This window comes from Paraburkholderia sp. SEWSISQ10-3 4 (assembly GCF_030464785.1).
GTDB classification, from domain to species: domain Bacteria; phylum Pseudomonadota; class Gammaproteobacteria; order Burkholderiales; family Burkholderiaceae; genus Paraburkholderia; species Paraburkholderia aspalathi.
The window spans coordinates 309,671-335,657 of the sequence record NZ_JALPRI010000005.1 but is presented as its reverse complement, the minus strand read 5'-3'; the positions used below and the strand labels follow the sequence as shown (position 1 = coordinate 335,657).

The window sequence follows — 25,987 nt, the reverse complement described above, 5'->3', positions numbered from 1 at the left end:
CCGCACAGGGGCAACGCTAATAGACCACTAACAAAACAAGGAAAGGCCAAAGCCCTAAGAACACAGACAACAAGCGCCGCGCAGGCAAAAAACCCAAACTAAACGCCAACGCCGCAAGCAAACAACCCCGCAGCGAAGGCGCAAATCAACCCCTAATCCCGCGGCGAAGAAGCCGCCCCATGACTTAACCAATCAAGCACAGCAGTAGCATCATCATCCGCCCCCTGTCGCGCCTTAGCGACCGTCTCAGCCACATCCGCGCTAGGCACAGCGCGCCGAATCGCCACCCCAACGGCAAGAATATCAATCATGACGAGATGCAGAATCCGCGAAATCATCGACAACTGCGACTCGCGAATCTCAATGTGATCGGTCTCCAAAGCGACAGTAGCCCGCTTGGCCAGCGCCGTATTGCTCGACGTAATGGCAATTACCTTCGCCCCCGCCTGCATGGCGACATCCAGCACGCGCAGCAACTCAGGCGCACGTCCCGACTTGGACACGGCGACAATCACATCGCCCTTGCCCAGCAACGCAGCAGACGCCGCCTGCATATACAGATCACCGTAGGCAATCGTCGGAATGCCAAACCGGAAGAACTTGTAATGCGCGTCCTGCGCGACGATGTTCGAATTGCCGAGCCCATAAAACTCAATCCGCCGCGCACCGTTCAACAGATCGATTGCCCGCTCGACCTGGTCAAAATTCAAATGCTCGCGCAACTGCAAAATCGCCGACACGGTGTTGTCCAGCACCTTCGCGCCAAAGTCCGTCGCGGTATCGCCCAGATGCACCTGGCTATGACTCACCGGAATCGTGCCGGTCAAACCCGTCGCCAGCTTCAGCTTGAAATCCGACAAACCCTGGCAGCCAAGCGAGCGGCAAAAGCGGATCACCGTCGGCTGGCTCACGTCGGCCTTGCGTGCGATGTCCACGATCGGATCGTTGATGATCGAACGCGGATGATTCAACGCGAGATCGGCCACACGTCGCTCGGCCGGCGTCAACGCGTCGCGCATCTGGCGAATCCGCTCGAACACGGCCGATGAACTGCCGCCCGCGCGGTTCGACAACTGCTCCGCGAGAATTGCCGACACACCCAGAAACGCCGGGTATTCAGCGGTAATCACATAGGTCGGCACGTTCTGCAAATACGCCTCGAAGCGACCCTTCGCCTCGAACCGTTTGCGAAACGACGAACGCGCGAAGAACTCGCCAAGCCTCGGCACGACGCCGCCGCCAATGTAAATGCCGCCCAATGCGCCGAGCGTCACCGCGATATTGCCGGCGAAGGTGCCAAGAATGCCGCAGAACACGTCGACGGATTCGGCCGCGAGCGGCTCGCCTTCCATCGCGCGCTTGACGATCTCGATCGTGTCGACGTTCGCCGCCACGCGTTTCTTGTCGCGACCCGCGAGCGCGCGGTAGATCACTTCGAGGCCGGGACCCGCCGCCACACGTTCGAACGAGACGTGCGACCACTTTTTGCGTGCGTACTGCAGCACGATGTCTTCGCGTTCGTCGGCCGGCGCGAAGGTCGCATGGCCGCCTTCGCTGCCGAGCGCGATCCAGCGGTCGTCGGCGGGAATCAGGCCGGACACGCCCATGCCGGTGCCCGGGCCGAGCAGGCCGATCACGCTGTTCGGACGGCGCGCGCCGCCGCCTACCTGTACGCGCTGCGCGTCGGTCAGGCCCGGCAGCGCCATGGCCAGCGCGGTAAAGTCGTTCACCACCAGCAACGTGTCGAAGCCCAGCGCACGGCGCGTGGCTTCGATCGAAAAGCTCCAGTCGTGATTGGTCATGCTGACCTGATCGCCGTCGACCGGATTCGCAATCGCAATCGCCGCGTGATTTACACGGCCGATCTTGGTGTCTTTCAGATACTTCTTGATGACTTCGGCAACGCCCGGATAGTCCGCGCACGGATAGACCTGCACCGAGCCGATTTCGCCCGGGCTGTATTCGAGCGCGAAACGCGCATTGGTGCCGCCGATGTCGGCGAGCAGCCTCGGTCCATCGGCGTGCTGGCCCGCGCCCGGAACAGCCTTAGTTTGCACACCAGTAGACATCGAGTCTCACTCCCTTGTCGTTTGCCAACTGCGAGATGGCATTTTTTTGTAGCGCAGCGGTGGCGGCATTCAGCACGTCCATCTTGCGCGGTCCTGCGATCAGCAAGAACAGATGCTTCACTTCTTTCAGAGCGGAGAGCGACCAGCTCACACGCGCATGCGGCGCGCTGCCGGGATGCACGGCAACGAAGCGCTCGGGAGTGGTGATCGCGTAGTCCCATTCGGGCGCATCCGCGAAAATCGACGCGGTGTGGCCGTCTTCGCCCATGCCGAGAATCGCGACGTCCGGCACGGCGCTAAAGCGCGGGTCGGCGTTCAGCGCGGCAACGTGCGCGTTCAGGTCTTGCGTGGCGTCGACCAGCGGCCAGAAAGCGGCATTTTTCGCGGCGTTCTGCAACAGCGTGTCGTGCACGAGTTGCGAATTGCTCGCGCTGTCCGTTTCCGGCACCCAGCGGTCGTCGACCAGCGTCACGGCAATGCGCGCCCAGTCGAAGGATTGCGTGGACAACGTCTGCAGGAACGGACGCGGGCTGCTGCCGCCGGACACTGCAAGCATGGCCGGGCGTGCGTTGTTGGTTGACGTAGCCGTCTGTGCGGCGAGCGACGCATGTAACGCGTCGCCAACCGCCTTCGCCAACGCGTCGGATTGGGCGCGTTGATCGTCGAAAGCGTGAAGCTCGATCACTTCTCCTCCGTGCTGCTTTCTTGTTAGATCTGCGGAATGTGCCGTCCTGCTCTCACGCGATGCCTGCAAGTGGGATGACTTGCAGGCGCCTTCGTGATACCGGCGCCATTCCGTTCAGTTCGTCGGTGGGTCTCGCCGGCGCCGTGCCGTGCTTCGATCGGGATCGCGCATGGTACGACGCCGTAATTCAGTTGATTCAATTCTCTTCTTCGAGCCAGCAGGTGCCGTGCTGCGCCAACATCGCGCTCGCCGCTGCCGGCCCCCACGTACCTGCTGCATACGGCTTGGGCGGCTTGTTGGCAGTGGCCCATTCGTTGAGGATCGGTTCGACCCAACGCCATGCCGCTTCCTGCTCGTCGCGCCGCACAAACAGCGCGAGGCGGCCGTTGATGACGTCGAGCAGCAGACGTTGATACGCCTCCATTTGCCCTTCGCGGAAGAAGCGGTCGAACGCGAGATCGAGGTGGACGCTGGCGAGGTTCATGCCTTCGCCTGGCTGCTTCGCGAGACAGTAGAGGCGAATGGTTTCGTTTGGCTGCAAACGGATCACGAGACGGTTCGCACCACCGCGCAACGCGGACGCGCCCAGTGCCGAGTGCGGCACCGCACGAAAATTCACCACGATCTCAGCGACGCGATCCGCGAGACGCTTGCCCGTGCGCAGGAAGAACGGCACACCGGCCCAGCGCCAGTTTTCGATTTCCACCTTCACCGCAACGAAGGTTTCGGTGTTGCTGTCCTGCTTCACGCCGGGCTCGGTTGCATACGCCGGCACCGCGCTGCCGCGGATCACGCCCGCATGATACTGGCCGCGCACGGCGACCTTGCCGATATCACGCGGATCGATCGGCTTCAACGCGCGCAGCACGCGCAGCTTTTCGTCACGGACCGAGTCGGAATCCATTGAATGCGGCGGTTCCATCGCGACGATGGAAAGCAGTTGCAGCAAATGGTTCTGCACCATGTCGCGCAAGGCGCCGGTGTTGTCATAGAAGTCGCCGCGCGCTTCCACGCCGAGTTCTTCCGCAATCGTGATCTGAATGCTTTCCACCCATTCGCGGCGCCACAGCGGTTCGAATAGCACATTGCCGAAGCGCAGCGCGAGCAGGTTCTGCACCGGCTCCTTACCGAGGTAGTGGTCGATCCGGTAGATCTGTTCTTCAGCGAAGATTTCACCGACTGCATCATTAATTGCGTTGGACGACTTGAGGTCGTAGCCGAGCGGCTTTTCCAGCACGATGCGCGAATTTTCGTTGAGCCCCACCGACGCCAGCGCGCGGCAGATCGGCACGAACAGCGACGGGCCTGTGGCCAGATAGAACACCCGAATGCCGGGCCGGCCGCTCAAGGCGTCGCGCAGCAGCGTGAAGTCTTCAGGATTGCCGAGATCGATCTTCACGAACTCGATACGGTCGAGGAAGCTCGCCCATGCTGTTTCATCCACACCGTTCTTCGACACGTGCGGTTTGACGTGCTCATTGACCCAGTCAATGTAGGCCGCACGATCCGCTATATGCCGCGCCACCGCGACGATCTTGCCACTGTCGGCCAGCATGCCGCCTGCACGGTGCGCTTCATACAGTGCCGGCAGGATCTTGCGCATCGACAGGTCGCCGGTTCCGCCGAAGAGAACGAAGGTGAAGCTTGAATCGGTTTGCATGTGTCTCCGTCGATATCCTGGGGCCGCCGTGGGGACCGAAAAAGGGCGACCGTAGTCCGATAAAATATTTTTTGACACTGAATTGTAGTTTAACTACAATCCAAATCAAGAGGTAGCGCTAATTCGATGAAAAAAGCGTGCGCTGTGAGGCTAGATGCGCGTTTTCCCGAATCGGCAGGCGTCCCCTGCATGTTAACGGACATTGCGTGCGAGCACGTGCCAGCATGCCCCCGGCGGCCCTTACGGAAGGCCGGAAAGCTGATCTGGCGTCAGGGTTAACGTGCAAGGCACCTCGAGTCTGCCGCGCGCGACGCGGGCAGGCAAAAATCAAAAGAGGAGACAGTCAGTTGCATCCCGAACCACTCATCTCTTGAGCTTCCAGCGGCCGGATATCGGTCCGCCGGCACATGCCTTAACGCATGCGCCCGACCGTGCTCGATCGCCCAGTGTTTTGCCTGTTTGAACCAACCACAGCACCCTGGCGACATCAGGGGCCATTTGTTTTTTGTTCAGGTGTCTGGAGGAGATAAGCAATGAAATTTCGCGCGATCATGGGCGCTTTGTGCGCCGCAGGTCTGATGTGTGGCGTCTCGGCTGTGCAAGCTGCCGAGTCGATCGAAGTGTTGCACTGGTGGACTTCGGGCGGCGAATCGAAAGCCGTCGGCGTCCTCAAGGACGACATGACGAAACAGGGTTACACGTGGAAGGACTTCGCGGTTGCTGGCGGCGCGGGTGCGGCTGCCATGACGGCACTGAAGACGCAGGTGATCTCGGGCAACGCGCCGAGCGCTGCGCAGATCAAGGGTCCGCTGATCCAGGACTGGGCTTCGCAAGGCGTGCTGGTGCCGATCGACTCGGCCGCAGCCGACTGGAAGAAGAACCTGCCGCCGGAAATCGACAAGATCATGCACGCGGACGGTCACTATGTGGCAGCACCGTTCTCGGTGCACCGTGTGAACTGGCTGTACATCAACAAGGCAGCGCTGGACAAGGCGGGCGGCAAGGTGCCGACCACGTGGCCTGAGTTCTTCGCGGTGGCCGACAAGATGAAGGCCGCGGGCATCCAGCCGATCGCGATGGGCGGTCAGCCGTGGCAAGACCTGACGCTGTGGGAAGACGTGGTGCTGTCGCAAGGCGCGGGCTTCTACAAGAAGGCGCTGGTTGATCTCGACGAGAAGACGCTGACGTCGGATCAGATGGTCGGCGTGTTCGACACGGTCCGCAAGATCCAGGGTTACTTCGACGCGGGCCGCACGGGCCGTGACTGGAACCTGGCAACGGCGATGGTCATCAACGGCAAGGCCGGCATGCAGTTCATGGGCGACTGGGCGAAGGGCGAGTTCGCCAACGCCAACAAGAAGGCGGGTTCGGACTACGTCTGCGCTGCGGTTCCGGGCACGGAAAAGTCGTACACGTTCAACGTCGACTCGTTCGTGTTCTTCCAGCAGAAGGGCGAGAAGACTGCAACGCCGGGTCAACTGGCGCTGGCCAAGACGATCATGTCGCCGGAATTCCAGGAACAGTTCAGCCTGAACAAGGGTTCGATCCCGGTTCGTCTGGGCGTGTCGATGGCCAAGTTCGACGACTGCGCGAAGAAGTCGTACGCGGATGAACAAGTGGCGATCAAGTCGGGCGGCTATGTGCCTTCGCTGGCACACGGCATGGCGCAACCGGATGCAGCAGCCGGCGCGATCTCGGACGTGGTCACGAAGTTCATGAACTCGCAGCAGGATTCGAAGACCGCGGTTGCCGCGCTCGCGAAGGCTGCGAAGACCAAGTAAGTAGCGTCAAGCGAAGTAGTGCGCCTGGTCGTTCCCTTCGGGGGCGCTGGGCGCGTTCTTCGGAATGCTTGCAGCCGTTGCGTTACTTAGGGCGAGACACTTCACCCCTGGTTTCATCGAGTCACACCTATGCCGTTCCGGTCTCGCGTCTTTCGTGAGCGAGCGCCCCGGCGGTACAGTTTCAGCAGGAGTCGAGTAGTGACTGCTTCTATCAGCGGAAACGGGAAAACGTCCACCGTGACCCGCCGCACGTCGCCGATGGCGGCCCTTGCCGATCGCTGGATTCCGAAGCTGGTGCTCGCACCCAGCGTCGTGATCAGCCTGATCTTCGTATATGGTTTCATCGCTATTACCGGCTATCTGTCGCTGTCGAATTCGCGGCTGATGCCTCGTTATGAATTTGTCGGTCTCGACCGTTATCGTGAACTGTTCGATAACGATGTGTTCTGGACGTCGGCTGCCAACCTCGGCTGGTTCGGCATTCCGTTTATCGGTATCTGTATCGGCCTCGGCCTGTTCCTCGCGATCCTGCTCGATCAGCAGATCCGCAATGAAGGCGCGCTGCGCGCCGTGTTCCTGTACCCGATGGCGCTTTCGTTCATCGTGACGGGTACGGCGTGGCAATGGATCATGACGCCGAGCGTCGGCCTTGAAAAGGTGTTCCACGACTGGGGCTGGACGAGCTTCTCGTTTAGCTGGCTCGGCGACCCTGATAAGGCGATTTTCTGCGTCGTGATCGCGGCCGTGTGGCAATCCACCGGCTTCGTGATGGCGCTGTTCCTTGCGGGCCTGCGCGGTGTCGACGGTGAAATCTTCAAGGCTGCGCAAATGGACGGCGCGGGCTTGCCCACCATCTATCGCAAGATCGTGATTCCGAGCATGCGCCCGGTGTTCTTCTCCGTGCTGCTGATTCTCTGCCACATCACGATCAAGACCTTCGACCTGGTTGTCGCGTTGACCGCGGGTGGTCCGGGTACGTCTTCATCGTTGCCGGCTATTTTCATGTACACGTTTTCGTTCAATCGCGGGCAGCTGGGCGTCGGCGCGGCATCGTCGATGATGATGCTCGCCACCGTTGTGGCCGTGCTCGTGCCGCTGATGTATCTGGAATCGAGGAGCACCCGCAATGCAGCCTAAGATGACGATCAGCCGTGCCGTCATTTATGCGGCCTTGATTCTGTTCGCCCTGTATTTCCTGTTTCCGCTGTACGTGATGCTGTCCACGTCGTTCAAGGATGTCGACCAGCTGCGCACCGGCAACCTGCTCACGCCGCCGACGCACTGGACCATCGACCCCTGGATCAAGGCATGGAGCGGTGCGTGTACGGGTGTGCGCTGCGACGGCATGCAGCCGTTCTTCATGAACTCCGTGCGCATGGTCATTCCGGCCGTGCTGATCTCGTCGATCATCGGCGCGTTCAACGGTTATGTGCTCACGCACTGGCGCTTCCGCGGCGCGGATCCGATCTTCACGATGATCCTGGTCGGCTGCTTCATTCCGTTCCAGGCGATCCTGCTGCCGATGGCGCGTTTCGAAGGCCTGCTCGGCCTGTCGAATTCGATCACCGGTCTGGTGGTGGTGCACGTGATCTACGGTATCGCCTTCACCACGATGTTCTTCCGCAACTTCTACGTGAGCATTCCGGCTGAACTCGTGAAGGCCGCGCGGATCGATGGCGCTGGTTTCTTCACGATCTTCACGAAGATTCTGATGCCGGTGTCGCTGCCGATTTTCATGGTGTGCCTGATCTGGCAATTCACGCAGATATGGAATGACTTCCTGTTCGGGATTGTGTTCTCCGGTGTCGATTCGATGCCGATCACGGTGGCGCTGAACAACCTCGTGAACACCTCGACCGGCGTGAAGGAATACAACGTGGACATGGCCGGCGCGATCATCGCGGCATTGCCGACCTTGCTCGTCTACATCGTCGCCGGCCGCTATTTCGTGCGCGGTCTGACGGCGGGCGCAGTCAAGGGTTAAGCCCGGGCTAACCATACGCATCGCGGCGGCGCTTCTTCGATAGTGCGCCGCCGTCACCCGACCAGAGTTTTCAAGCAGTACCAGAGACAAGAGGATTCACAGCATGGCAAGCCTTTCCATCCGTGACGTGTACAAGACTTACCCGAACGGGGTACCGGTTCTGAAGGGTGTCAACATCGACATCGAAGACGGCCAGTTCCTGATTCTCGTTGGCGGCTCGGGCTGCGGGAAATCGACGCTGCTCAACATGATCGCCGGCCTCGAAACCGTGACCAAGGGCGAGATCCAGATCGACGGCAAGACGGTGAACAACCTCTCGCCGAAAGATCGCGACATCGCGATGGTGTTCCAGTCGTACGCGCTGTATCCGTCCATGACGGTGCGCGAGAACATCTCGTTCGGCCTGGGCATTCGCAAGGTGCCGAAGCAGGAGCAGGCGCAGATCGTCGACCGCGTGTCGAACACGCTGCAGATCACGCACTTGCTGGACCGCAAGCCGGGTCAGCTCTCCGGTGGCCAGCGTCAGCGCGTTGCCATGGGCCGTGCGCTCGCGCGCGATCCGGTGATGTTCCTGTTCGACGAACCGCTGTCGAACCTCGACGCGAAGCTGCGCATTGAAATGCGCTCGGAAATCAAGCTGCTGCATCAGCGCCTCGGCACGACGATCGTCTACGTGACGCACGATCAGATCGAAGCCATGACGCTCGGCGACCGCATCGCGGTCATGAAAGACGGCATCGTCCAGCAGTTCGGCGCACCGCAGGAAATCTACGACTCGCCGGCGAATCTGTTCGTGGCCGGCTTTATCGGCGCGCCGCCGATGAACTTCATCCAGGGCAAGCTGGTGGAGCAGGGTTCGGGCGTGGGCATCGAACTGGATACGGGCACGGCGCGCAATGTGTTGAATCTGCCGTTCGATTCGGCGAAGGTGAAGTCGCACGTTGGGCGCGAAGTGATTCTCGGCTTGCGCCCTGAGCGGATCACCGACGCACGCGGTGCGCATGGCGACCACGCGAACCTGCAGGCGATCGACGTGAAGGTCGATGTGATCGAGCCGACCGGTCCGGATACGCTGGTGTTTGCGCAGGTGAACGGCAAGCGCATTGTGAGCCGCGTGCACCCGGCTTCGAATCCGCAGCCTTTGTCGACTACGACATTGTTGTTCGATGCGTCGAAGGCGGTGTTGTTCGATCCGACTAATGAAGAGCGGATTGCCTGAGGCGAATTATTCGCTGAGCTATCCGAGTTGAAAAAAGCCCCATGCGTTGCAAGACGCATGGGGCTTTTCTTCATGTGCCGGGTGCTGTTTGCATCGGCTTGCAGCGGGTCCGCAACATGTCGCCCCTGCGACGCGACGTCAAGCGTCCTTGATGCGCAAATCCGGATTGTTCCGAGCGAGCTCGGTGACCCACTCGGTGAAGGCGCGCAGCCGTGAACTCAGATTGCGGCGATGTGCGTACAGGATCGAAAGCGGCGTGCTGGGGCTCGTGTAGTTCGTGAGAATTTCCTTGAGCGCGCCTTGCGCAATCAGATCCGCGACCATGAAGCGCGACGGCTGGATGATGCCGTGGCCGAGGGCGCTCGCGCTGATGTAGACGCTGCCGTCATTCACCGCAAGCACGCTTTTCAGCGTGACCTTGACGATCTCGCCGTCCACCTCGTACTCGAACGGAAAGGTCTTGCCGCTGCGCGCGGAAACGTAGTTGACCGCGCGATGCTCGCTGAGCTCCTCGAGCGTGGTCGGCGTGCCGTATTGCTCCAGATAGGCGGGCGACGCGCAGGTCACGATCCGCGCCTCGCCGATGCGCCGCGCGACGAGACTCGACTCTTCCGGCGTGCCCATGCGGATCACGCAATCCACCCCGTCCTGAATCAGATCGATGTTGCGATCCGCCAGCCCAAGCCGCACGTCGATCTCGGGGTATTGCCGGTAGAAGTCGTCGAGCGCGGGCAGCAGCAGCGCACGGGCGAGCGTGCCGGACGTATCGACGCGAATCGTGCCGCTCGGATGTTCGCGCTTGTTCGACAGCGACGATTCGGCATCGGCGACTTCGGCGAGGATGCGCACGCACCGGTCGTAGAACAGCGCGCCGTCTTCGGTGACGCTGACCTGCCGCGTCGAACGGTTCAGAAGCCGCACGCCGACGTGTTCTTCCAGAGCCTGAATGGTCCGGCTGACTTTGGCGCGGGGCAGGTCGAGCGACTCGGATACTTTGGTGAAGCTGTTCGCCTCGACCACACGCGTAAATATCTCCATCGCTTCGAAACGGTCCATGTTTTGCCTTATGAGTGATGGGCGGAAGTGGGTTTCGAAGTGAAGTGTATCGCTTGGAAATAGTGTTGGCGCGCTCTCGTGGTTAAGTTGGCCCGTGCGGGGTCCGTACGATCAATCCCGATCAGGCGCGCCAAGCGGGAACAGCGGGCGATACGGGCGTGCTTCGTCGACCGCGCGAGCGAACGATGGCCGGGCCAGCAGCCGCTTCCGGTAGGCGAGCACGTGCTCAAAAGCCGGGCCGATGCGATGCGTCCAGTCGGCGTAGAACAGGAACGGCGCGGCGCCGCAATCGGCGAGGCTGAAGGTATCGCCGGCCGCCCATTCGCGCCCGGCCATCACTTTGTCGAGCCAGCCGTAGGCCGTGTCCAGCATGCTGCGGGCCTCCGCCACGGCGCGCGGGTCATGCTCCCCCTCGGCGCGCATGCTGTCGTAGACGATCTTTTGTTGCGGCGTGGAGATGTAGTTGTCGAAGAAGCGATCCATGCTGCGCACTTCCAGCGCGGCGCGGGCATCGGCCGGCAAAAGCGGCACCGGCCCCGGGTGATACAGGCCGAGATACTCGATGATGATGCTCGCCTCCATCACGGTCCGGCTGCCGTCGACCAGCACGGGAAAGCGCTTGATCGGCCACAGCGCGGCGAACTCCGCCATGACCTGCGGGTCGTCGTACGCGAGGAGGCGCAGTTCGAACGGCGTGCCGTTTTCGTAAAGCGCGGTCAGCACCTTCTGGCAGTAGGAGGAGAAGGGGTGGGCATAGAGCTTCAGGGTCATCGGGGTCACCTATTGCGGGTTGCGAGGCGCGCTGTGGCGCGATGACGGCCGGAGGGGCCGTTTACCTGACGACGAACGAGAGCGGTGGGAATCGACAACCTCGAGACAACCTCACGACGACCCAGAAAATTTTAGCCGGAAGCCGAATGTCCATCCGCATCCGGCAAAGACCGGACGCTAGAAAAAGCTTATGCGCCGCGATTTGTTACGACAAAACGTCACAAACTTTCAAGAAAGATCGTGTAACATTTGAAAAAATTGTAAGAAATCGACGTGACCGCGACGTAGCCGGTTTGCCGCCGTAGTCAGAAAGACCACCGGGGCGTCGCGCAATAAATAACGAATAACTCGACGCACGGAGCCTCTGCATGTCAACGATCACCACGTCTGTGAACAGCGCGACTGCTAACGCGCAGAACCAGGTGCAGCAAGCGGCGCAATCGATTATCAGCGGCTCCACCGGCAACTCGACAATGGACGTGGCGACTCTGGTCTCGGCCCTCGTGAATGCGAAGACGGCCGGCCAGACGGCGGCGCTGAAGGCCAAACAGACGAGCGATACCACGACCTTATCCGCGTACGGCGCCCTGAGTTCCGCGTTGAACGCCTTGCAGGCAGCGATCAAGAATCTCTCGGACGGAACCACCCTGTCGACCTTCGGTGCCACCGCGAGCGGCAAAGGCATGGACCCCAAGGCGGGTCCCGGCGCGGTCGCCGGCAGCTACTCGATCGATGTCAAGCAGATCGCTGCGTCGCAAAGTCTCTCGTCGGCGGCGTTCGATTCCACCGCCAAATTGGGCACCGGCAAGTTGACCATCGCGGTCGGCGGCAAGTCGATGGATGTCACGATCGACGGCACCAACAACACGCTGAGCGGTATCGCCAATGCGATCAACAAGGCGGGCAACAATCCGGGTGTCACGGCCACCATCGTGACCGGCACGGGTGGTGCCCACCTGGTATTGCGCTCGACCACCACCGGCGCGGCCAACACCATCAACGTGTCCACCAGCGACGTTCAGAACGACACCGGCCTGTCGAGCCTCGGCGTAACCTCCACGCCGGGTGCGAACGGCGCGGCGTCCACGATCGTGTCCTCGGATACCAGCAAGGCCTGGCAACAAAGCGAGGCCGCTCAGGACGCGAAGTTCACCATCGGCGGGATTGAGGCGAGCAGCTCCACGAACGCGGTTACGGCAGCGATTTCCGGCGTCACGCTGAATCTGTCGAGCGCCGCCGTCGGCACCACGCAGACACTGACAATCGCACCGGATACCACCGCGCAGAACACCGCCATCACCAACTTCGCCAATCTTTACAACACCGTCGTCACGACCATCAACTCGCTGTCCTCGTTTGACAAGTCCTCGAAAACCGGCGGCGCGTTGCTTGGCGATTCGACGCTGACGACGATCAAGAATACGTTGGCGTCGATCGTCGGCGGGGGCGTCGGCACGGGGTCGTCAGCGGTGGGGCTCGCTTCGATCGGCATTACGCTGAAGGGCGATCCGGCGGACGGCACGCTGGTCATCGACAGCAAGAAGCTGAGTACGTCGCTCACCAGCAGCCCGGCGCAGGTTGCCGCGTTGTTCAATCCGACCAACGGGATCGGCGCCAAGCTGAACAAGAGCATTACCGACTTCGTGAAGACGGGCGGCATCATCGACACCCGCAGCACGGCGTTGAATGCCGACCTGAAGAGCATCACCACGCAGCAGACCACGCTCGCCAATTACAGCGCGCAGTTGACGAAGCAGTACCAGAGTCAGTTCACCGCGCTCAACACGCTGATGGCGACGATGAACAACAACTCGCAGTACCTGACGGCGCTGTTTGGCGGCTCGAAGAGTGCGGGGGCGTTGGCGACCAACAAGTAAGACTGCTTTGGAGCGCGCCGCCTGATTCCGGGCGGCGTGCTTTTTATCAGAGCAGTTTGATGAAGCAAACTTAGTGAGGTAGCCGGACGTTGAGCCTGAACGTCGCCAGCCTCGCGAGCAGGATGAAGGCGGTGGCGATCAACACGCTATAAACCGTATCGAAGTTCATATAGTCCAGCAGCACGTACAGCCAGCACCCCACAAAAGCGCATGTCGCGTACGGCCGGGAATCACGCAAAATCAGCGGCACTTCGTTGCACAGTACGTCGCGAATCACACCGCCGAATACGCCGGCCAACACCCCCATCATCACCGACGTGAACCACGGCATCTGCGCGTCGTGCGCGATCGACGTGCCTGAAATGCTGAACAAGCCCAGCCCGATCGCATCGGCCACCAGCAGAACCCGCTCGGAAAGCAGCCGCGACGTCATCTTCAGGAGCGTTGGCGCGAACAACGACATCACGAAGATCGCGATCAGATAGCCTTGATGCTCGACCCAGTAAAAGGGCCGCCGCTCCAGCAGCACGTCGCGCAAGGTGCCGCCGCCGAAGGCCGTCGCGACGGCCACGAGGAAGGTGCCCACGGCGTCGAGCCGGCGGGTCCTCGCTTCGATAAAACCGGAAATCGCGTACGCGAAAATAGCCAGCGCTTCCATGATGGTCAGCGCCAGCGTCAGCCTCGGATGGATCACCGGGACTCCGTCAGGACTTGGGGGAAGCCGGCAATGCGCCCGGCTGCAATAGGACAACCACGGCACCCGCGCCGCCGTCATGCGGACGCGCCTGGCAGAACGCGATCACCTCGGACTTCTGCACGAGCCACGCGCGCACTTTGCCCTTCAGTACGGGTTCTTTTCCAATCGACCCGAGGCCCTTGCCGTGAATCACGCGCAAACACCGCAGGCCACGTTTTACCGACTCGCGAATGAATTCGGCCAGCGCCTCGCGCGCTTCCTCGCGACGCATGCCGTGCAGATCGATTTGTGCCTGCACGATCCAATCGCCGCGCCGCAGTTTGCGGACGACTTCCTGACTCACACCGGGACGGCAATAGGAGAGCGTTTCGTCGGTTTCGAGCAGAACCTCGGGGTCGAATTCGTCGGAGATCGCTTCGTGCAGCACGGCTTCTTCGTCGAGTTTCGTTTGCACCGGCAGCGGCGGAGGCGGATTGCGCGGCAAGCTGGCGCGCGGCGGGACCGCCAGCGGCGCAACCGCGCCGATCTCGCGGCGGAACAGATCGGCGTCCGCCGACGCTTCGCGTTGCGCTGCTGCGGCGGCTGCACGCTCGCGTTCACGCCGTTGCGTGTCGCCCTTTAACGCATCACGCAACGCGCCGAGGCCGGCCAGACCCGCGGCCGGCTCAATCTTCGGTGTGACTGCGGGTGCGGATACCTCCGGCGCGGGCTTGGCAACAGCGCGGGCGCGCTTCGGTTCGCTGGGGTGGGGCTGATTCTTCGGCATATCGGTAATACACAGAAAAGTAGATCGATCGCGCGAATCCGACGCGAACAGGACGCAAAAAAGGCCGCTGGCTTCTCAGCCGCGGCCTTCTATCAAGCAGGCGGCCGGGCCACGCCCAGCCGCCATTTTACCGTTGCACCTGGTGTTTCTCAGATCAGCGGTCGGCTTCCGCGCTCATCACGTGCTCGCCGATCTCGTCGAGCGTTTCCAGATAACGCTGCGCGTCGAGCGCGGCCATACAGCCCGTGCCCGCGCTGGTGATCGCCTGACGATAGACATGGTCCTGCACGTCGCCTGCTGCGAACACGCCCGGCACGCTGGTCGCCGTTGCGAAACCGTTCAGACCGCCCTTGGTGATGATGTAGCCGTTCTTCATCTCCACTTGGCCGGCGAAAATGTCCGTGTTCGGCTTGTGGCCGATCGCGACGAAGATGCCTTGCAGCGCGATATCCGTGGTGTCGCCGGTTTGCGTGTTCTTGATACGCAGGCCGGTCACGCCGGACTGGTCGCCCGTCACTTCGTCGAGCGTGCTGTTCCACTTGATCTCGACCAGGCCTTCCTTTTCCTTCGCCAGCAAGCGGTCGATCAGGATCGGTTCGGCGCGGAACTTGTCGCGGCGATGGATCACCGTCACCTTCTTGGCGATGCCGGAAAGATAGAGGGCTTCCTCGACTGCGGTATTGCCGCCGCCGATCACGGCCACATGTTGTTGCTTGTAGAAGAAACCGTCGCAGGTGGCGCAAGCCGACACACCCTTGCCCATGAACAATTCTTCAGACGGCAGGCCGAGGTACTGCGCCGATGCCCCGGTCGAGATGATCAGCGAGTCGCAGGTGTACTCACCCGAGTCGCCGATCAGGCGGATCGGCTTCTCATCCAGCTTGGCCGTATGGATGTGGTCGAAGATGATTTCGGTGTTGAAGCGCTCTGCGTGTTCCAGGAAGCGCCCCATCAGTTCCGGGCCTTGCACGCCGTTCGCATCGGCCGGCCAGTTTTCGACGTCGGTCGTGGTCATCAGCTGGCCGCCTTGGGCGAGACCCGTGACGAGCACCGGCGACAGGTTGGCGCGTGCCGCGTAGACCGCTGCCGTGTAGCCGGCGGGACCGGAACCGAGAATCAGAACTTTGGCGTGTTTCGTGGAAGTAGCGGGCATGATCGAAATCCTTTTACGGCGCCCGGCTCGCCCATGCGAGGCCGCGCGACTTGAGCTGAAACTATAGATGGGTATCAGAGCGGCATTATAAAGGGCGGCACGCCGGCCTGCTCCATGAAGCTTTCCGATCGTGGCGATAGCGTTGCCGCGGGCTTCGGTGGCCTTTCGTGTGGTCGATCGGCTAAGTTACCGTCATTTACAGCCTCGCGTGAGGCACTGCGTTTACAATAGGCCGCATCGATGGATCCGGCAGCCGGGACCGGGTCTGGAGCCGCCTTAAGCGCCGCTTCGGGCCGCGACTCCAGCGGCAATCGGCCACACAAGCAACAGGATCAATGGCAAAAGCTCCCTATTCCGCGAGCGCGCAGGCATTGCCGCACCGCATGTCGCGCCTTTTCACCGAAATCCGCTGGATCTTGCAGGTCGCGCTCGGCGTGTTCCTGCTCATGGCGCTCGTCAGCTACAGCCGGCACGATCCGAGCTGGACGCACGCTGCGCAGGTCGACCATATCGCCAACTGGGCGGGCCGCGTCGGTGCGTGGACGTCCGACATCCTGCTGCTGCTTTTCGGGCTGTCCGCCTACTGGTGGATCGTGCTGCTCGGCCGCCATATCTCCGCCAATTACCGCCGTATCACCCGTCACGAGGAACTGCAGGAAGACGCGCCGCGCGATGCCGGCTGGCTCGCGGACGCGTTCGCGTTCATGCTGGTGTTGCTTGCCTGCGACGGTATCGAAGCGTTGCGCATGTGGTCGCTGAAAGTGCAGTTGCCGCGCGCGCCGGGCGGCGTGATCGGCGAAGCGGTCGCGCGCGGCATATCGCATGCGCTCGGCTTCACCGGCGGCACACTGGCCCTACTTATCGTGCTTGGCATCGGGTTGTCGCTGTATTTCCGTTTTTCGTGGCTGTCGGTGTCGGAAAAGGTCGGCGAGTCGATCATTTCGGCGGTCACGTTCGCCAAGCTGCGCCGCGAGGCGGGCCGCGACCGTAAATTGGGCGAAGCCGCCGCCGTGAAGCGTGAAGGCAAGGTCGAAAAGGGCCGCGTGCGGATCGAGGAACACGAGCCGGTCATGATCGTGCCGCCCATCGTCACGCCCGCCAAATCGGAGCGCGTCGAGAAAGAACGGCAAGTGCCGCTGTTCACGGACCTGCCGGGCGACTCCACCTTGCCGCCGATCTCGCTGCTCGACGCAGCGCCGGCCGCGCAGGAAACCATTTCCGCCGACACGCTCGAATTCACCTCGCGCCTGATCGAGAAGAAGCTCAAGGACTTCGGCGTCGAAGTAAGCGTGGTCGCCGCCTATCCGGGCCCCGTTGTCACGCGTTATGAAATCGAGCCGGCTACTGGCGTGAAGGGCAGCCAGATCGTCGGTCTGGCGAAAGATCTCGCGCGTTCGCTGTCGCTGGTGTCGATTCGCGTGGTCGAAACGATTCCCGGCAAGAATTTCATGGCGCTGGAGTTGCCGAATCAGCGCCGTCAGACCGTGAGTCTCTCGGAGATTCTCGGCTCGGCGGTTTATGCGGATGCGGCTTCGCCGCTTACCATGGGTCTGGGCAAGGATATCGGCGGCAAGCCGGTGTGCGCCGACCTCGCAAAAATGCCGCACTTGCTGGTGGCCGGTACGACCGGCTCGGGCAAGTCGGTGGGTATCAACGCGATGATCCTCTCGCTGCTCTACAAGGCGAGCGCCGACCAGGTCCGTATGATCCTGATCGATCCGAAGATGCTCGAAATGAGCGTCTACGAAGGCATTCCGCATCTGCTGTGTCCGGTGGTCACGGATATGCGCCAGGCGGGTCACGCGCTCAATTGGGCGGTGGCCGAAATGGAGCGCCGCTACAAGCTGATGAGCAAGCTCGGCGTGCGTAACCTCGCCGGCTATAACAACAAGATCGACGAAGCCGCCAAGCGCGACGAGAAGCTGCCGAATCCGTTCAGCCTGACGCCGGACGATCCGGAGCCGCTGTCGCGCCTGCCGAACATCGTCGTCGTGATCGACGAACTGGCCGACCTGATGATGGTGGTCGGCAAGAAGGTCGAAGAGCTGATCGCGCGGATCGCGCAGAAGGCGCGCGCGGCCGGCATCCATCTGATTCTGGCCACGCAGCGTCCGTCGGTCGACGTGATTACCGGCCTGATCAAGGCCAACGTGCCGACACGCATGGCCTTCCAGGTGTCGTCGAAGATCGACTCGCGCACGATTCTCGACCAGCAGGGCGCGGAATCGCTGCTCGGTATGGGCGACATGCTGTACCTGCCGCCGGGCAGCGGTTTGCCGGTGCGGGTACACGGCGCGTTCGTGTCGGACGAAGAAGTGCATCGCGTCGTCGACAAGCTCAAGGAGCAGGGCGAGCCGAACTATATCGAGGGCATTCTCGAAGGCGGCGTGACGGGCGAGGGCGACGAAGGCTCCGCAGGCGCCGGTGGATCGGGCTCGAGCGACGGCGAGGCCGACCCGTTATACGACCAGGCGGTCGACGTGGTGCTGAAGAACCGCCGTGCGTCGATCTCGCTGGTGCAGCGGCATTTGCGCATCGGCTATAACCGCGCGGCGCGCCTGCTCGAGCAGATGGAGAACTCGGGCGTGGTGTCGGCGATGTCGTCGAACGGCAATCGAGAGATTCTTGCGCCGGCGCGGGAAGCGGAATAGGCGATCTACGCGGCTGGTCCACCGAACCAGCCGCAAAGCGCAGCGCACAAATGCCGTATAAGCCCCGCTTAAGGCTTCTTGCTTAAGCTGTGACCCAAGGCTGAGGGCTCGTCCCCCGGCTGCGCGGTTCAAGCTAGCCGCCACGGTCACCCGGCCGCTGTCCTCAACACCCGCCGGCGTGACCGCCCAACAAATTCAATCAAGGGAGAAAACACCATGCAGCTATTCGCGCAGCAGCACGCTCGACAGAGTGCTCAACCCAACCGTGTTGGCCAACTCGCTCGCAAGATCGCACGCGGCGTCGGCAGTGTGGCAATTGGCGCGTCGATGCTCGTCGCGTCGCAGGCATTCGCGAGCGGCACCGAGCAACTGAAGGCCTTCGTCGCGCAAGTGCATTCCGCGCGCGGTACCTTCGTGCAGCAGGAAGTGCGCGCGCCGAGTAAGGCGCAGGGTGCAAGCGGCGCGAGCGGTGTGCTGTCCACCACTGGCAAGACCGGCACGTCGAGCGGCACGTTCACGTTCGCGCGCCCCGGCAAGTTCATCTGGCAATACGAGAAGCCCTACGCACAACTGCTGCAAGCCGACGGCGACAAGCTGTACGTGTACGACAAGGATCTGAACCAGGTGACGGTGCGCAGTCTTGGCGGCGCACTCGGTGCGAGCCCGGCGGCGATCCTGTTCGGCAGCAACGATCTGGACAAGAACTTCACGCTGCATGATGCAGGCGTGAAGGCCGGCATCGACTGGCTCGAACTGACGCCCAAGGCAAAAGACACACAGTTTCAGCGCGTTGGCATCGGCTTCAAGGACGGCAATCTTGAAGCGATGGAACTGCACGATGTGTTCGGCAACGTGACACTGCTGACGTTCTCGAACATTCAGAAGAACCCGCCGCTGCCGGCCGATGCGTTCAAATTCACGGTGCCGAAGGGCGCGGATGTGATCAACGGTTAAGCTGCCGCAGTTTGCCTATGCAAAGAAAAAGCCGCGCATCGTTTGCGCGGCTTTTTTCTTGGCGGCGCGTGCAACGCCGAACCGCTACTCATCCACTTCCAGCACCTGCACCGGGTGCGCGGCCTTCATATCGTCGATAAACGCTTCAACGATATCCGTTCGATGCTGCCGCGCCCGCGTGACCATATGGAACGCCACGCGGTACTTCATCTGTGCGGGATTCAACGCGGCCAACAGGCCCTGCTTCACGAACGGCGCCGCGAAATGCCCCGGCAAATAGCCGAGATGATGCCCCGACAACACCAGCATCGCGACCGCTTCCATGTTGTCCGCGAGGGCGGTGACATTTTGCGGCGTCGTCGAACTTTCGGCTTCGGGCAGCGGATAACTGCGCCACGCCCATTCGTGCGCCGCGGCTTCGACGGGCGGCACTTCGCCGGCAGAAGCGAACAGCGGATGCCCCTTTGCGCAATACGCGAACTGATCTTCGGCGAACACCTCGGTGTACTCGAGCGACGGCACGCGATGCCAGAAATAGCCGATGCCGATCTGAATCCGGCCGTTTAGCAGCAGTTCTTCGAGTTCGCCCGGCGAGCGCACCAGAATAGAAAACCGCACTGACTGATCGCGGGCACGAAACCGGCCGATTGCGTCGCTGATGCGCGCGCTCGCCGATACCGGTGTGTGGCCGATCATGCCAATATCGAGTGTGCCGACCAGTTTGCGGCCGACATTGCGCGCCTGCATGCCGAAAGTATCGACGGCGGACAGTAGGGCGCGGGCTGCGTCGATAAATTGCTCGCCGCGCGCGGTCAGGCTGAAGCCGCCGCGGCCGCGCTCGCACAGCCGGTAGCCGAGGCGCGTTTCCAGTGTGGCGAGTTGCGTGCTGATGGTCGACTGGCCGACGTTCAGCGTGGCCTGGGCCGGCGAGACGCCGCCGGCGTCGACGATGGCGAGGAAGACGCGGATCAGCCGCAGGTCGAGATCGGTGAGTTGGGAGAACATACGGCAGGATACATCGCTACGAATCAATGTGAAGTTTATTCTGTTCGTATTTTAACTTGCGGGAAACTGCTCAAGAATCGAGATTCGCCCGGCAAGGTGCGCTTTTTCTATTGATCCCTCGGCCGGTTGCACGTATTTGCTTACTGCCCCTCTTTTCATTGCCGAGACACGATGAATACTTCCTCTTTCATTTCCCCCGACGCCGGTGAACGGCCGCAGCCGCTGTCCGGCAACGCAATGCCCCGCTGCGGCGGCATTGCGACGATGATGCGGCTGCCGAACGTCGGCTCGGCCGAAGGGTTCGACGCCTGCTTCGTCGGCGTGCCGTTCGATCTCGGCACCTCGAACCGCACCGGCGCGCGTTTCGGGCCGCGCCAGATCCGCAGCGAATCGGTGCTGCTGCGCCCGTACAACATGGCGACACGCGCCGCGCCGTTCGATTCGCTGCGCGTGGCCGATCTCGGCGATGTCGCGATCAATCCATACAACCTGCACGATTCGATCAAACGCATCGAAACCGCCTACGACGAAATCCTCCAGCACAACTGCAAGCCGATCACATTGGGCGGCGATCACACGATCGCGCTGCCGATCCTGCGCGCGATTCATCGCAAGCACGGCAAGGTTGGTCTGATTCACGTGGACGCGCATGCTGACGTCAACGACACGATGATGGGCGAGAAGATCGCACACGGCACGCCGTTCCGCCGCGCGGTGGAAGAGGGCTTGCTGGATTGCGACCGCGTCGTGCAGATCGGTCTGCGTGGCACGGGTTACGCGGCTGAAGACTTCGACTGGTGCCGCGATCAGGGCTTCGAAGTCGTGCAGGCAGAGGCGTGCTGGAACCAGTCGCTGGCGCCGCTGATGGCACGTGTGCGGGAACGCATGGGCGACGGTCCGGTGTACATCACGTTCGATATCGACGGTATCGATCCGGCGTTTGCGCCGGGTACGGGCACGCCGGAAATCGCTGGTTTGACGGTGCCGCAAGCGCTGGAAATCATTCGTGGCTCGCATGGCCTGAACATCGTCGGCTGCGATCTGGTTGAGGTCGCGCCGCCGTACGATCCGTTCGGGACGACCGCGTTGCTTGGTGCGAATCTCGCGTTTGAATTGCTGTGCGTGCTGCCGGGTGTCGAGTATCGGGCGTCGAAGCGGTGAGCTGACCACGATTGATGGTGTATGAAGAGAAAAGGCCTGCAAATGCAGGCCTTTTCTTCATTGCAGTGATGCTTCAACGACTCAAGCGTAGGCAGTCTTCCGAGTCGATACCAGCGCCAGATAACACACCGCGCCGATCACCAACGCGGGCAGCGTAGCGCCCAGATTCGGCAGCCATTGATTGATCGCCTGATACGCCACGATCCCGATTGCCCACGAGATAAACGCGCTCAGATGCCAGCCGCCTGAGAAGCCGTAACGGCCACGCACATCGCCGAGCACGGCGGCTTCAATGCGACGCTTGCGCACGATGAAGTGATCCACCAGCACCACGCCGAACAGCGGCGCGAACACCGAGCCGATCAACAGCAGGAAGTTCTGATACTTCGCCATCGGCACGAGCAAGGCGATCGCTGTGCACAGCGCACCGAACGCCGCCGACAACAACGGCACGCTGCCGCGCGTCCAGAACGTGCCGGTCGAGACCGCTGCCGAGTGGATGTCGGCGAACGCGTTGTCCACTTCGTCGATCAGGATCAGCAGCAGGGCGAGGCCGCCGCCTGCTTGAGCCAGCGCGCCGGTCAGCAGCGCATCGCCGCCGCCGGCCGCGAGACCGTAGATCGCGCCGAGCGCGTAAAACCAAATGTTTGCGATGCCATAGCCGAGCAGCGTGCCGCGGAAGGTCTCGCCGGGGCGTCGGCCGAAACGCGTGTAGTCGGCGATCAGCGGCAGCCACGAGAGCGGCATCGCGACCACCAGATCGATTGCGCCACCGAACGACATCTCGCCGGTGCCCGGACGGCGCATCAATTCGGCCAGATCGTGCTTGGCGAGCAGATTCCACGAGAGCCACGCAGCGCCCGCCAGCAGCAGCCAGATGCCCCACGTGCGCAGAAACCGGCGCACGAACGACAACGGGCCGCTGATGGCCAGCAGCGTCGCGAGCAAACCGAAGATCACGGTCCAGATCAGCGGCATCGAGAAACCGAAGGCCTGCTTGGCGAGCGCATCGGCGGAATCGCGCATCACGATCACCTCGAACGCGCCCCAGCCGACCAGTTGCACCGCGTTGAGCACAGCAGGCACCGAGGCGCCGCGCACACCAAGCGTCGGCCGCAGCGACGACATCGCCGCGAGCCCCGTATCCGTGCCGATCACGCCTGCCAGCGCCAGCAATACGACGCCGATCACGCTGCCGATCACGATCGCCAGCAACGCATGCGGCAGCGACAGCCCCGGCACCAGCAGTGCGCCCGCCTGCGCGACCAGGAGGCCGATGCCGAGCGAGAACCAGAGCGCGAAAGCGTCGCCGGTGCGGAACGCGCGGCGCGCGTCGGGCACCGGCGTGAGCGGTGCGTAGGTGGAGCCGGCGTCGCCGGCGAGTGGATCTTGTGCCATCTAATCTTGTCCCTGTTGGTGTTGCTTGTGCGTTCGGTGCTGCTTGTATGTTCGCGTGCGATGCCCGTGTTGCCGGCCAATCCGCGCGCGATGTTAGCCTGTCAGGCTGTCGGCGAGATTACTGGCTAACCGGCGTGGTCATCGCCCGAGCGCCGTCACTGTCATAATGCAGGACGTTGCCCGCACTCTTGCGTGCCGGCTTTGTTCATCCGGCAGCACGCCGCCTTCACACGGACCGCGTCCGGAAAAGCCGAGATTATCCCCAAAACGTCATGTTTGAAGAAACCCGTGCCAATGTTCCGCTCGCCGAACGCCTGCGGCCCCGCAATATCGACGAAGTGATCGGCCAGAAGCACCTGCTCGGCCCGAACAAGCCGTTGCGGGTCGCTTTCGAATCCGGTGAAGCCCATTCGATGATCCTCTGGGGCCCGCCCGGCGTCGGCAAAACCACGCTCGCGCGGCTCATGGCCGACGCGTTTCATGCCGAGTTCATCGCGTTGTCCGCGGTGCTTTCGGGCGTGAAGGATATCCGCGAAGCCGTCGAGACCGCACAGATTCATCGCGCGAACGGGCATCAGACGCTCGTGTTCGTCGACGAAGTGCATCGCTTCAACAAGAGCCAGCAGGACGCGTTCTTGCCGCACGTCGAGTCGGGGCTGTTCGTGTTCGTCGGCGCGACGACCGAGAATCCGTCGTTCGAGGTGAATAGCGCGTTGCTCTCGCGAGCCGCCGTCTACGTGCTGAAAAGCCTGACCGACGAAGAACAGCGCGAACTGCTCGACCGCGCGCAGAAAGAACTCGGCGGCCTCACGTTCACCGACGAAGCCCGCGACGCCCTGATCGGTTCCGCCGATGGCGACGGCCGCAAGTTGCTGAACAACCTGGAAATCGTCGCGCGCGCGGCGGCCCAGCAGAAGAGCACCGAAATCGACGGCGCTCTGCTCGGCAGCGCGCTCGCCGAGAATTTGCGCCGCTTCGACAAAGGCGGCGACGCATTTTACGACCAGATCAGCGCGTTGCATAAATCGGTGCGCGGCAGCAGCCCGGACGGCGCGCTGTACTGGTTCTGCCGCATGCTCGACGGCGGCGCGGACCCGCGTTATCTCGCGCGACGCATCGTGCGGATGGCATGGGAAGACATCGGCCTCGCCGACCCGCGTGCGGCCCGCATCGCGCTCGACGCCTCCGAAACCTACGAGCGCCTCGGCACGCCCGAAGGCGAACTGGCGCTGGCGCAGGCGATCATCTATCTGGCGGTCGCACCGAAGTCGAACGCGGGTTACAACGCGTACAACGAGGCTCGGCGGTTCGTGAGCAAAGACCAGTCGCGCGGCGTGCCGGTGCATCTGCGTAACGCGCCGACCAAGCTGATGAAGGAACTCGGCTACGGTCACGAATACCGCTACGCGCATGACGAACCCGATGCCTACGCGGCCGGCGAGACCTATCTGCCGGACAACATGCGCGACCCGCATTGGTACGAGCCGACGCCGCGCGGTCTCGAAGGCAAGATCGGCGACAAGATGGCGCGTCTGGCCGAGCTCGACGCGCAGTGGCGTAGCGAGAACAAGCCGAAGAAGGGCTGAGCCTTTTCGCCTGGGCTTCTGCGGCCGTTGCAGATGCCGTGTCGCCATTCCGCACGCCTTGACCATCTAACGCACCGGCCGCCCGCGCCGGTGCGCTAAAATCGCTGCTTCATACAACGAACACCTGCCCCATCCCATGCTCGACATCCAGCTGCTGCGCAAAGACCTCGACGGCGTCGCCAAACGCCTCGCCGACCGCGGCTATACCCTCGACGTGGCGGCCTTTGCCGCCCTCGAAGCGGAACGCCGCGACACCCAGACCCGTACCGAAGAGATGCAGGCGCGCCGCAACACCCTGTCGAAGCAGATCGGCGGGATGAAAGGGCGGGGCGAGGATACGTCGGCGCTGATGGCCGAAGTGGGCGGGATTGGCGACGAGATGAAGGCGTCGGCGGCCAAGCTCGACGATATCCAGAAGCGTTTGTCCGACCTGCTGCTCGGCGTGCCGAACCTGGCGCACGAAAGCGTGCCCGCAGGCAAGGACGAAACGGAGAACGTCGAAGTGCGCCGCTGGGGCACGCCGCGCCAGTTCGATTTCGAGGTGAAGGATCACGTCGACGTCGGTACGCCGCTAGGCCTCGATTTCGAGACCGGCGCGAAACTGTCGGGCGCGCGTTTCACGTTGCTGCGTGGACAGATTGCTCGGCTGCATCGCGCGCTGGCGCAGTTCATGATCGACACGCACACGCTGCATCACGGCTATACCGAGGTGTACACGCCGTATATCGTGAATCCGGAGATTCTGTACGGCACCGGCCAACTGCCGAAATTCGCCGACGACATGTTCCGCGTCGAGAAGGGCGGTGACGAGAACACGGTCACGCAATATCTGATTTCGACTTCGGAAATTTCGCTGACGAACACGGTGCGCGACAGCATCGTCGAGGCGGACACGTTGCCGATCAAGCTGACCGCGCATTCGCCGTGCTTCCGCTCGGAAGCGGGTTCGTATGGCCGCGACACGCGTGGGCTGATCCGCCAGCATCAGTTCGACAAGGTCGAGATGGTGCAGATCGTCGCGCCGGAAACGTCGTATGACGCGCTGGAGCAGATGGTCGGCCATGCTGAGGCGATTTTGCAGAAGCTTGAGCTGCCGTACCGCGTGATTACGCTGTGCACGGGCGACATGGGCTTCTCGGCAGCCAAGACGTATGACCTGGAGGTGTGGGTGCCTGCGCAGAATACGTATCGCGAGATCTCGAGCTGCTCGAACACGGAGTCGTTCCAGGCTCGCCGGATGCAGGCGCGCTTCCGCAATGCGCAGGGCAAGCCGGAGCTGGTGCATACGCTGAACGGTTCGGGTCTGGCGGTTGGCCGCACGCTCGTGGCAGTGCTGGAGAATTTCCAGAACGCGGATGGTTCGGTGACGGTGCCGGTGGCGCTGCGTCCTTACCTCGGTGGGGTGGAACGGCTGGAAGTGCCGGCGGCTTGATTGGCGCCGGGCTGAGGCCGCTGCCGATTGCCAAGTCCCTTTGAAATTTTTTGGCCGAGGGGCTTGGAAATCGGTTTCAGCT

Annotated in this window: 20 protein-coding genes; 10 read left to right on the top strand and 10 right to left on the bottom strand. The window is 62.3% G+C overall.

All coding sequences use genetic code 11. The features are described from left to right. Positions 1-152: 152 nt before the first annotated feature. The 3 genes from M0D68_RS14910 to zwf all read right to left on the bottom strand — a co-directional run bounded on the left by M0D68_RS14910 (position 153) and on the right by zwf (position 4,414). Complete coding sequence (locus M0D68_RS14910; protein WP_093643975.1) at positions 153-2,069, bottom strand: bifunctional transcriptional regulator/glucokinase; 1,917 nt, start codon at positions 2,067-2,069, stop codon at positions 153-155. Beyond that, positions 2,047-2,754, bottom strand: a complete 708-nt coding sequence (pgl, locus tag M0D68_RS14905; protein WP_200650736.1) for a 6-phosphogluconolactonase — start codon at positions 2,752-2,754, stop codon at positions 2,047-2,049. Before pgl ends, M0D68_RS14910 begins: the two co-directional genes overlap by 23 nt. Positions 2,755-2,950: 196 nt before the next feature. Then, positions 2,951-4,414 (bottom strand): glucose-6-phosphate dehydrogenase, encoded by a 1,464-nt coding sequence (gene zwf, locus M0D68_RS14900; RefSeq protein WP_093643971.1) that lies wholly within the window; start codon positions 4,412-4,414, stop codon positions 2,951-2,953. Positions 4,415-4,947: 533 nt separating this feature from the next. Here zwf and M0D68_RS14895 point away from each other — a divergent pair. From M0D68_RS14895 to M0D68_RS14880, 4 genes are all read left to right on the top strand, one after another. Next, positions 4,948-6,195, top strand: a complete 1,248-nt coding sequence (locus tag M0D68_RS14895) for an ABC transporter substrate-binding protein (RefSeq protein ID WP_054035098.1) — start codon at positions 4,948-4,950, stop codon at positions 6,193-6,195. Between the two features lie 198 nt (positions 6,196-6,393). Beyond that, complete coding sequence (locus tag M0D68_RS14890) at positions 6,394-7,332, top strand: carbohydrate ABC transporter permease (protein ID WP_093643969.1); 939 nt, start codon at positions 6,394-6,396, stop codon at positions 7,330-7,332. Then, positions 7,322-8,179 (top strand): carbohydrate ABC transporter permease, encoded by an 858-nt coding sequence (locus tag M0D68_RS14885; protein WP_093643967.1) that lies wholly within the window; start codon positions 7,322-7,324, stop codon positions 8,177-8,179. Before M0D68_RS14890 ends, M0D68_RS14885 begins: the two co-directional genes overlap by 11 nt. Before the next feature lie 103 nt (positions 8,180-8,282). Continuing rightward, complete coding sequence (locus M0D68_RS14880; RefSeq protein ID WP_093643965.1) at positions 8,283-9,398, top strand: ABC transporter ATP-binding protein; 1,116 nt, start codon at positions 8,283-8,285, stop codon at positions 9,396-9,398. Between the two features lie 138 nt (positions 9,399-9,536). Here M0D68_RS14880 and M0D68_RS14875 read toward each other — a convergent pair whose 3' ends face one another. Together M0D68_RS14875 and M0D68_RS14870 are read right to left on the bottom strand one after the other, a co-directional pair. Then, positions 9,537-10,454, bottom strand: coding sequence for a LysR family transcriptional regulator (locus tag M0D68_RS14875; RefSeq protein WP_093643963.1), 918 nt, complete (start codon positions 10,452-10,454; stop codon positions 9,537-9,539). A gap of 111 nt (positions 10,455-10,565) precedes the next feature. Further along, positions 10,566-11,225, bottom strand: coding sequence for a glutathione S-transferase family protein (locus M0D68_RS14870; RefSeq protein WP_093643961.1), 660 nt, complete (start codon positions 11,223-11,225; stop codon positions 10,566-10,568). Positions 11,226-11,593: 368 nt separating this feature from the next. On the opposite strand from M0D68_RS14870, the gene fliD reads away from it, so the two are divergent. Beyond that, the gene (gene fliD / locus M0D68_RS14865; protein ID WP_211705771.1) at positions 11,594-13,102 is read left to right on the top strand and encodes a flagellar filament capping protein FliD; all 1,509 of its coding nucleotides are present in this window, start codon (positions 11,594-11,596) and stop codon (positions 13,100-13,102) included. A gap of 70 nt (positions 13,103-13,172) precedes the next feature. Here fliD and M0D68_RS14860 read toward each other — a convergent pair whose 3' ends face one another. The 3 genes from M0D68_RS14860 to trxB all read right to left on the bottom strand — a co-directional run bounded on the left by M0D68_RS14860 (position 13,173) and on the right by trxB (position 15,718). After that, positions 13,173-13,793 carry a trimeric intracellular cation channel family protein gene (locus M0D68_RS14860; protein ID WP_211705808.1) on the bottom strand — a complete coding sequence of 207 codons (621 nt, stop codon included), beginning with the start codon at positions 13,791-13,793 and terminating at the stop codon, positions 13,173-13,175. Positions 13,794-13,806: 13 nt separating this feature from the next. Then, positions 13,807-14,565, bottom strand: a complete 759-nt coding sequence (locus tag M0D68_RS14855; protein ID WP_266212602.1) for a Smr/MutS family protein — start codon at positions 14,563-14,565, stop codon at positions 13,807-13,809. Between the two features lie 154 nt (positions 14,566-14,719). Continuing rightward, the gene (trxB, locus tag M0D68_RS14850) at positions 14,720-15,718 is read right to left on the bottom strand and encodes a thioredoxin-disulfide reductase (RefSeq protein ID WP_054035091.1); all 999 of its coding nucleotides are present in this window, start codon (positions 15,716-15,718) and stop codon (positions 14,720-14,722) included. Between the two features lie 335 nt (positions 15,719-16,053). Here trxB and M0D68_RS14845 point away from each other — a divergent pair, with 335 nt between their 5' ends. Next, positions 16,054-18,369: a DNA translocase FtsK gene (locus M0D68_RS14845; RefSeq protein WP_093643953.1), complete on the top strand. Its 2,316-nt coding sequence runs from the start codon at positions 16,054-16,056 to the stop codon at positions 18,367-18,369. 216 nt (positions 18,370-18,585) lie between these two features. Next, on the top strand, positions 18,586-19,323 hold the full coding sequence (lolA, locus tag M0D68_RS14840) for an outer membrane lipoprotein chaperone LolA (RefSeq protein ID WP_093643951.1): 738 nt from the start codon (positions 18,586-18,588) through the stop codon (positions 19,321-19,323). Between the two features lie 84 nt (positions 19,324-19,407). Here the strand turns inward: lolA and M0D68_RS14835 are convergent, their stop codons facing one another. After that, positions 19,408-20,328: a LysR family transcriptional regulator gene (locus M0D68_RS14835; RefSeq protein ID WP_054035090.1), complete on the bottom strand. Its 921-nt coding sequence runs from the start codon at positions 20,326-20,328 to the stop codon at positions 19,408-19,410. A gap of 171 nt (positions 20,329-20,499) precedes the next feature. Here M0D68_RS14835 and speB point away from each other — a divergent pair, with 171 nt between their 5' ends. Continuing rightward, positions 20,500-21,489, top strand: coding sequence for an agmatinase (speB, locus tag M0D68_RS14830; protein ID WP_054035089.1), 990 nt, complete (start codon positions 20,500-20,502; stop codon positions 21,487-21,489). A gap of 81 nt (positions 21,490-21,570) precedes the next feature. Here the strand turns inward: speB and cytX are convergent, their stop codons facing one another. Further along, positions 21,571-22,887, bottom strand: coding sequence for a putative hydroxymethylpyrimidine transporter CytX (gene cytX, locus M0D68_RS14825; RefSeq protein WP_266224699.1), 1,317 nt, complete (start codon positions 22,885-22,887; stop codon positions 21,571-21,573). Positions 22,888-23,159: 272 nt separating this feature from the next. Here cytX and M0D68_RS14820 point away from each other — a divergent pair, with 272 nt between their 5' ends. Continuing rightward, a complete protein-coding gene (locus M0D68_RS14820) occupies positions 23,160-24,473 on the top strand; it encodes a replication-associated recombination protein A (RefSeq protein WP_054035088.1) in 1,314 nt (437 codons plus the stop codon). Positions 24,474-24,609: 136 nt separating this feature from the next. Further along, positions 24,610-25,905: a serine--tRNA ligase gene (gene serS / locus M0D68_RS14815; RefSeq protein WP_200564354.1), complete on the top strand. Its 1,296-nt coding sequence runs from the start codon at positions 24,610-24,612 to the stop codon at positions 25,903-25,905. Positions 25,906-25,987 lie beyond the last annotated feature (82 nt).

Coding starts and splice junctions, on each gene's coding strand:
- M0D68_RS14910 (WP_093643975.1), bottom strand. CDS start 2,069: ATGTCTACTGGTGTGCAAACTAAGGCTGTTCCGGGCGCGGGCCAGCAC.
- zwf (WP_093643971.1), bottom strand. CDS start 4,414: ATGCAAACCGATTCAAGCTTCACCTTCGTTCTCTTCGGCGGAACCGGC.
- M0D68_RS14895 (WP_054035098.1), top strand. CDS start 4,948: ATGAAATTTCGCGCGATCATGGGCGCTTTGTGCGCCGCAGGTCTGATG.
- M0D68_RS14885 (WP_093643967.1), top strand. CDS start 7,322: ATGCAGCCTAAGATGACGATCAGCCGTGCCGTCATTTATGCGGCCTTG.
- M0D68_RS14880 (WP_093643965.1), top strand. CDS start 8,283: ATGGCAAGCCTTTCCATCCGTGACGTGTACAAGACTTACCCGAACGGG.
- M0D68_RS14875 (WP_093643963.1), bottom strand. CDS start 10,454: ATGGACCGTTTCGAAGCGATGGAGATATTTACGCGTGTGGTCGAGGCG.
- M0D68_RS14870 (WP_093643961.1), bottom strand. CDS start 11,225: ATGACCCTGAAGCTCTATGCCCACCCCTTCTCCTCCTACTGCCAGAAG.
- fliD (WP_211705771.1), top strand. CDS start 11,594: ATGTCAACGATCACCACGTCTGTGAACAGCGCGACTGCTAACGCGCAG.
- M0D68_RS14855 (WP_266212602.1), bottom strand. CDS start 14,565: ATGCCGAAGAATCAGCCCCACCCCAGCGAACCGAAGCGCGCCCGCGCT.
- trxB (WP_054035091.1), bottom strand. CDS start 15,718: ATGCCCGCTACTTCCACGAAACACGCCAAAGTTCTGATTCTCGGTTCC.
- M0D68_RS14845 (WP_093643953.1), top strand. CDS start 16,054: ATGGCAAAAGCTCCCTATTCCGCGAGCGCGCAGGCATTGCCGCACCGC.
- lolA (WP_093643951.1), top strand. CDS start 18,586: ATGCAGCTATTCGCGCAGCAGCACGCTCGACAGAGTGCTCAACCCAAC.
- M0D68_RS14835 (WP_054035090.1), bottom strand. CDS start 20,328: ATGTTCTCCCAACTCACCGATCTCGACCTGCGGCTGATCCGCGTCTTC.
- speB (WP_054035089.1), top strand. CDS start 20,500: ATGAATACTTCCTCTTTCATTTCCCCCGACGCCGGTGAACGGCCGCAG.
- cytX (WP_266224699.1), bottom strand. CDS start 22,887: ATGGCACAAGATCCACTCGCCGGCGACGCCGGCTCCACCTACGCACCG.
- M0D68_RS14820 (WP_054035088.1), top strand. CDS start 23,160: ATGTTTGAAGAAACCCGTGCCAATGTTCCGCTCGCCGAACGCCTGCGG.
- serS (WP_200564354.1), top strand. CDS start 24,610: ATGCTCGACATCCAGCTGCTGCGCAAAGACCTCGACGGCGTCGCCAAA.